The 4,334-nt window shown below is 43.1% G+C and carries 4 protein-coding genes; 1 reads left to right on the top strand and 3 read right to left on the bottom strand.

The genetic code is table 11. The annotated features are described in order from the left end of the window. Positions 1 to 169: 169 nt before the first annotated feature. Together IM319_RS19970 and IM319_RS19965 are read right to left on the bottom strand one after the other, a co-directional pair. Positions 170 to 550, bottom strand: a complete 381-nt coding sequence (locus IM319_RS19970) for a DUF7682 family zinc-binding protein (protein ID WP_002747647.1) — start codon at positions 548 to 550, stop codon at positions 170 to 172. A 206-nt stretch (positions 551 to 756) separates the two neighbouring features. Continuing rightward, positions 757 to 1,809 carry a phosphotransferase enzyme family protein gene (locus IM319_RS19965; protein ID WP_287736679.1) on the bottom strand — a complete coding sequence of 351 codons (1,053 nt, stop codon included), beginning with the start codon at positions 1,807 to 1,809 and terminating at the stop codon, positions 757 to 759. A gap of 713 nt (positions 1,810 to 2,522) precedes the next feature. Between IM319_RS19965 and IM319_RS19960 the strand changes: the two genes are divergently transcribed. Further along, positions 2,523 to 3,596 (top strand): hypothetical protein, encoded by a 1,074-nt coding sequence (locus IM319_RS19960; RefSeq protein WP_287736678.1) that lies wholly within the window; start codon positions 2,523 to 2,525, stop codon positions 3,594 to 3,596. 2 nt (positions 3,597 to 3,598) lie between these two features. Here IM319_RS19960 and IM319_RS19955 read toward each other — a convergent pair whose 3' ends face one another. Further along, positions 3,599 to 4,042, bottom strand: coding sequence for a molybdenum cofactor biosynthesis protein MoaE (locus tag IM319_RS19955; protein WP_287736677.1), 444 nt, complete (start codon positions 4,040 to 4,042; stop codon positions 3,599 to 3,601). Positions 4,043 to 4,334 lie beyond the last annotated feature (292 nt).

The raw sequence follows: 4,334 nt of genomic DNA, 5'->3' as shown, positions 1-4,334 counted from the left end.
TAACTGATGACTTACCCACTGATAACTGATAACTGATAACTGATAACTGAGAGGTGCAACCCTGGAAGTTCTCAGATGCTCTATTAAAGATCAAGAAAAGCCGTCGTAAAACGACGGGGTTTTAACCCAAATTTTCGATAAATCTTCCCAAGCAAACTAAAGATTAGCTTCACCTACCCGGTTTACAAACATTATAATCTTCGTGAGAGATGACCGCTTCTGGGACAAGAAGATTGCCGTGGTCGCGACAGATGAGGCGATAATTGCGGGTAACAGGGATACTGATAATAAAGCGATCGTGTCGCAATCGTTTACCATGGAAATCTCGATAATTGCGGTGATTTTGCAATCCTTGCAGGATTTCCCTAGCTTTAAGTACCACATTTTTCGGTAATTCCCGCAGATCGATCGGATCTTGGGAAAAAGTGGCTTCCCAAGCATTTTTTTGACGTTTTCTTTCTTCCCAAGCGGCATCTAGTTGAGCGCAATGATGGCAGACTTGGCCATAACCCTTGTGACCACAGGGAAACTTCTTCTTTCTTCTGGACATAATACCATCTGTCTGTGAGGCTGTGAGAGAGTATTCAAAAGCGGTAAAGCTTGCTTCACTTTTGGCAGATGGAGAAGAAGGTCTTTACCTAGTGATTATCTATACTTACCAGCATACAGGGATCGATACCTCGTTTGGCCATTGACCAGCAAGAAAGTTGATCTTGGTTAGTTGGGGCCGGCTGTCACCAACAGGATCAAGGCTGCTTAGAATAATTCCCATTCTTGGGTTTTTAAACGTTTGAGAATGGCCAAACGGCTACTAAAATAATTGGCGCAGAGACGACTATAATCGGTTAAACGCAGGTTATTTAAGCTAATTGACCAAGACCAAATATAGGCCGCTTGGGTGAGATACTGAAGACAAGATAATTCACCATCAGTTAAAGGCACTGTTTCAGTGTAACCTTGGATAAAACCATGGCGAACCTGGCGATTTAAGCCGGATTGTAGGGAAACTTGCAGAAATTTAGCGATATCAAAAACTCGCCAACCATAACCGCACTGATCGAAATCAAATAGGGTCATCTGATTATCAGGGGTGATATGCACATTACCACTATGAGGATCGCCCCAACAAATGCTCCAATAGGGAGATTCTGTCGGTAATTTAGCGGTTTCTTCCTCTATTTCCCCAATGGTTTCTAAGACACAGTCTAGGTCGCTCGGTCGCTGGTGCAGAAAAGGTGCGATAATTTGCCTGGAATCGTCGAGAAGATATTTGAGGTTGAGGGGATGACGATAGGCTAGGGGTTGAAAATCTGCTGTCACCCGATGTAAATTAGCCACGATCGCCCCTAAATGATAGGCTTGTTCTATATCTATGTCCCCAATAGCAATTCCTCCCGGAGCATAGGGAAAGAGGACGGCGTAACGTTTCCCTTCCGGAGCATTAATTTCTAGGGATAAATCACCGTTTTTGCTGCGAATTGGCGCGGCGACGGGAACCTGAGAGCGATCGAGATAATCTAATAATTCTAACTCGAAGTCTATTTCCATTTTGCTGCGCCAATGGCAGTGAGATACGCGCAAAATGTAGGGAGTTTTCAGGGTTTCGAGGAGATACACATCACTTAAACCCCGATGCCAAAATTGACAATTTTTCGGCATATCAATCTCGTAACGAGAAAAAACTAAATCTGCTAGGGCGGCAGGAGCCAGAGTCGAGTAGAGTGTGGGAAAAGTCCATTCTCCAGTCCGAAAATTGGCAGCGGGAGAACTAGAAGGCAGTAAATTGAGCGAAGCCAGAAAAGTCGTCACGGTTCCCTCCCGATGCAAGTGTGGACGACGCTCGCATCATCCTATTTTATAGGCCACATATATTACAAATTGGTTCGATCGCTCCGTATATTTCGCTACATTCCTCTGTCATACTAAATCCTGTTTAAAAGCTATCGGGGAGCAGCAAGCGGGGAGAAGGGAGAAACAATCCATAACTTGGCAGTTAATCGTACTATTAAAAACGGATTTGGTATAAGTACCTAAAAAATTAATATAGCAGCTGCTGAAAAAGTCTTTGAGTGGGAACGCCAGAACAGTTTTTGATGCTTTAACACCTACTTACGGTCTGCTGAATAAATCTAAAAACCTTGTTGGGTAAAACTTTTAGACTTTTTGTCAATCAAAAAGTACCAGGCATGGGAGTGATCAGGGGGAAAATTCAGGTACTTTTTCCCTGAAAATTAGGTAGTTGACCACCTGAAAATCGGTAAAACCCATCCCCCATCCCCCAACCCCCACCGAAAAACTTTTTCAGCAGACCCTAATTAATTTTGCTTAAGTCCTTAATATTCCTATTTTCCGGTTAAAAATTCCCTCAATCTCTGCCAAAGCAATTCAGTATAAATTCTTAATTTTCTAGATATAATTACATTTTTTCCCTAAAATGTTAGCTGGAATACTGAATAAATCGAGAAAATCTGGATAAAGCCAGTATTTTTAGCGCCTTAACCCTATCAATCAAGCTAAAATCAATGATTACTCGTCAAGAACTTAAGAAACTACAATCCCTAACTCAAATACCCGCCCTTTCCATTCTCTTACCCACCCATCGCACCTCACCGGATAACAAACAAGACCCTATTCTCGTTAAAAATTTGGTCGATGAAGCAAAGCGCCGATTATCGGAAGAATTCTCTAAACGTGAAATCGAACCTTTGTTCGATCGCCTCGATAGTCTAGTGGCTGAAATAGATTATCCTTATACTCTAGATGGATTAGCTCTCTATATTGGTCCGGATATTGCCAAGCTTTATAACTTGCCTTTTTCTGTCCAGGCAAGAGTTGTCATCGATAAAACCTTTGCCACACGGGATTTAGTTTATGGATTACATCGAGAACAACCCTATTGGCTGTTACTATTAAGTCAGGGTTCTACTCGTTTAATCTCAGCTACAGGAGAAACTCTCGAAGAAATTTGCGATCAGAATTTTCCCTTAGAAATGACCGGACCGGGGGCCACCGCACCACTGCCCTTTGATGCCGATACCAGTTATCTAGATGATAGAATCCGGCGATTTTTCCAACAGGTAGATAAAGCTCTGGGTGAATACATTGATGATTCTTCTCCTTTGATTGTGGGTGGAGTGGTTCGTCAAATTTCCTTCTTTCAAGAAGTTTCACAGTACACATCAGCAATTGTTGGCACTTTAACCGGCAATTTTGATAAAACCTCACTGCCAGAATTAATTCCGCAAGTATTGCCGATTATGCATTCAGTGCGTCAGACTCAAAAAACTGAAGCCCTGCAAGCTTTGGATGCGGCAGTCAGCGCTCAAAAAGTTATCTCTACCCTGGGAGAAGTGTGGCGTTTAGCGCAGGAAGGTCGAGGAAAATTGTTATTAGTGGAGAAAAATTACCATGTACCCGCAGCTTTAAGCGAAAAGGGTGATTTGATACTGGTGGAAAACGTCGGTGGTACGGAGGTAATCGATGATGCAGTGGATGAAATTATCGAAGCGGTATTGGCCAAGGGAGGACGTGTAGCTTTAGTCGATGAAGATTCCTTGAACGATTACCAAAAAATTGCCTTAATTTTGCGTTATTAGAGCTAAGGCGCTGTTTCACAAGCGCCAATACTAACCCATTGACTAGAACCATCAGACCAGTATTCTTTTTTCCAGATGGGGGCATTATGCTTGAGAGTATCAATAGCATAACGACAGGCTGCGAAAGCTTCCCCCCGATGGGGACAACCCACCGCTACTAAGACGCTAATTTCACCGATTTGTAGCTTACCAGTGCGATGCTGCATGACAACTCGATTGGTATCGGGCCAGGTTTGCCGAATTTGCCCGGCAATTTGCCGGAAAACCTCGATTGCCATGGGTTCGTAGGCCTGATAATCAAGATAAATAACCGGTTTACCGTCGGTTTGCTCCCGTACAGTGCCACTCATTAGTACAATAGCACCATTAGCCCCATCATCGGCTAATTGATATACTTCCTGCAAAGATAAGGGAGCAAAACTGATGCGAAAACTATCTTGAGTCATGGATGAGGCGATCGGGAAGTGGGGAGAAGGGTGTAGGGTGTGGGAATTAGGAATTAGGAAGTGGGGGGAATAAATAAAATAATCTCCTGACTACTGCCTTCCTTAACAACATAGCTATCGCTTTTTTGGAGTCAAGAGATGTTTCTATTTTTTCATCGAAAAACTGGGTCTGAAACCCCGCCCTTTAGCGATAGCGGAGGGCGGCTTTATATGAATTAGTGAGAAACAATTAAACCGTTAGAACGACGAATTAACTGAATCTTGCTAACAGCTATCTGTCCCAATCGTGTCC

Source organism: Microcystis sp. M113S1, assembly GCF_020246945.1.
Classification (GTDB): Bacteria; Cyanobacteriota; Cyanobacteriia; order Cyanobacteriales; family Microcystaceae; genus Microcystis.
This window is presented reverse-complemented; position numbering and strand designations above follow the sequence as displayed.

Excerpts from the sequence above, each read along its gene's own strand:
- IM319_RS19970 (WP_002747647.1), bottom strand. The coding sequence starts at position 550 with ATGTCCAGAAGAAAGAAGAAGTTTCCCTGTGGTCACAAGGGTTATGGC.
- IM319_RS19955 (WP_287736677.1), bottom strand. The coding sequence starts at position 4,042 with ATGACTCAAGATAGTTTTCGCATCAGTTTTGCTCCCTTATCTTTGCAG.
- IM319_RS19960 (WP_287736678.1), top strand. The coding sequence starts at position 2,523 with ATGATTACTCGTCAAGAACTTAAGAAACTACAATCCCTAACTCAAATA.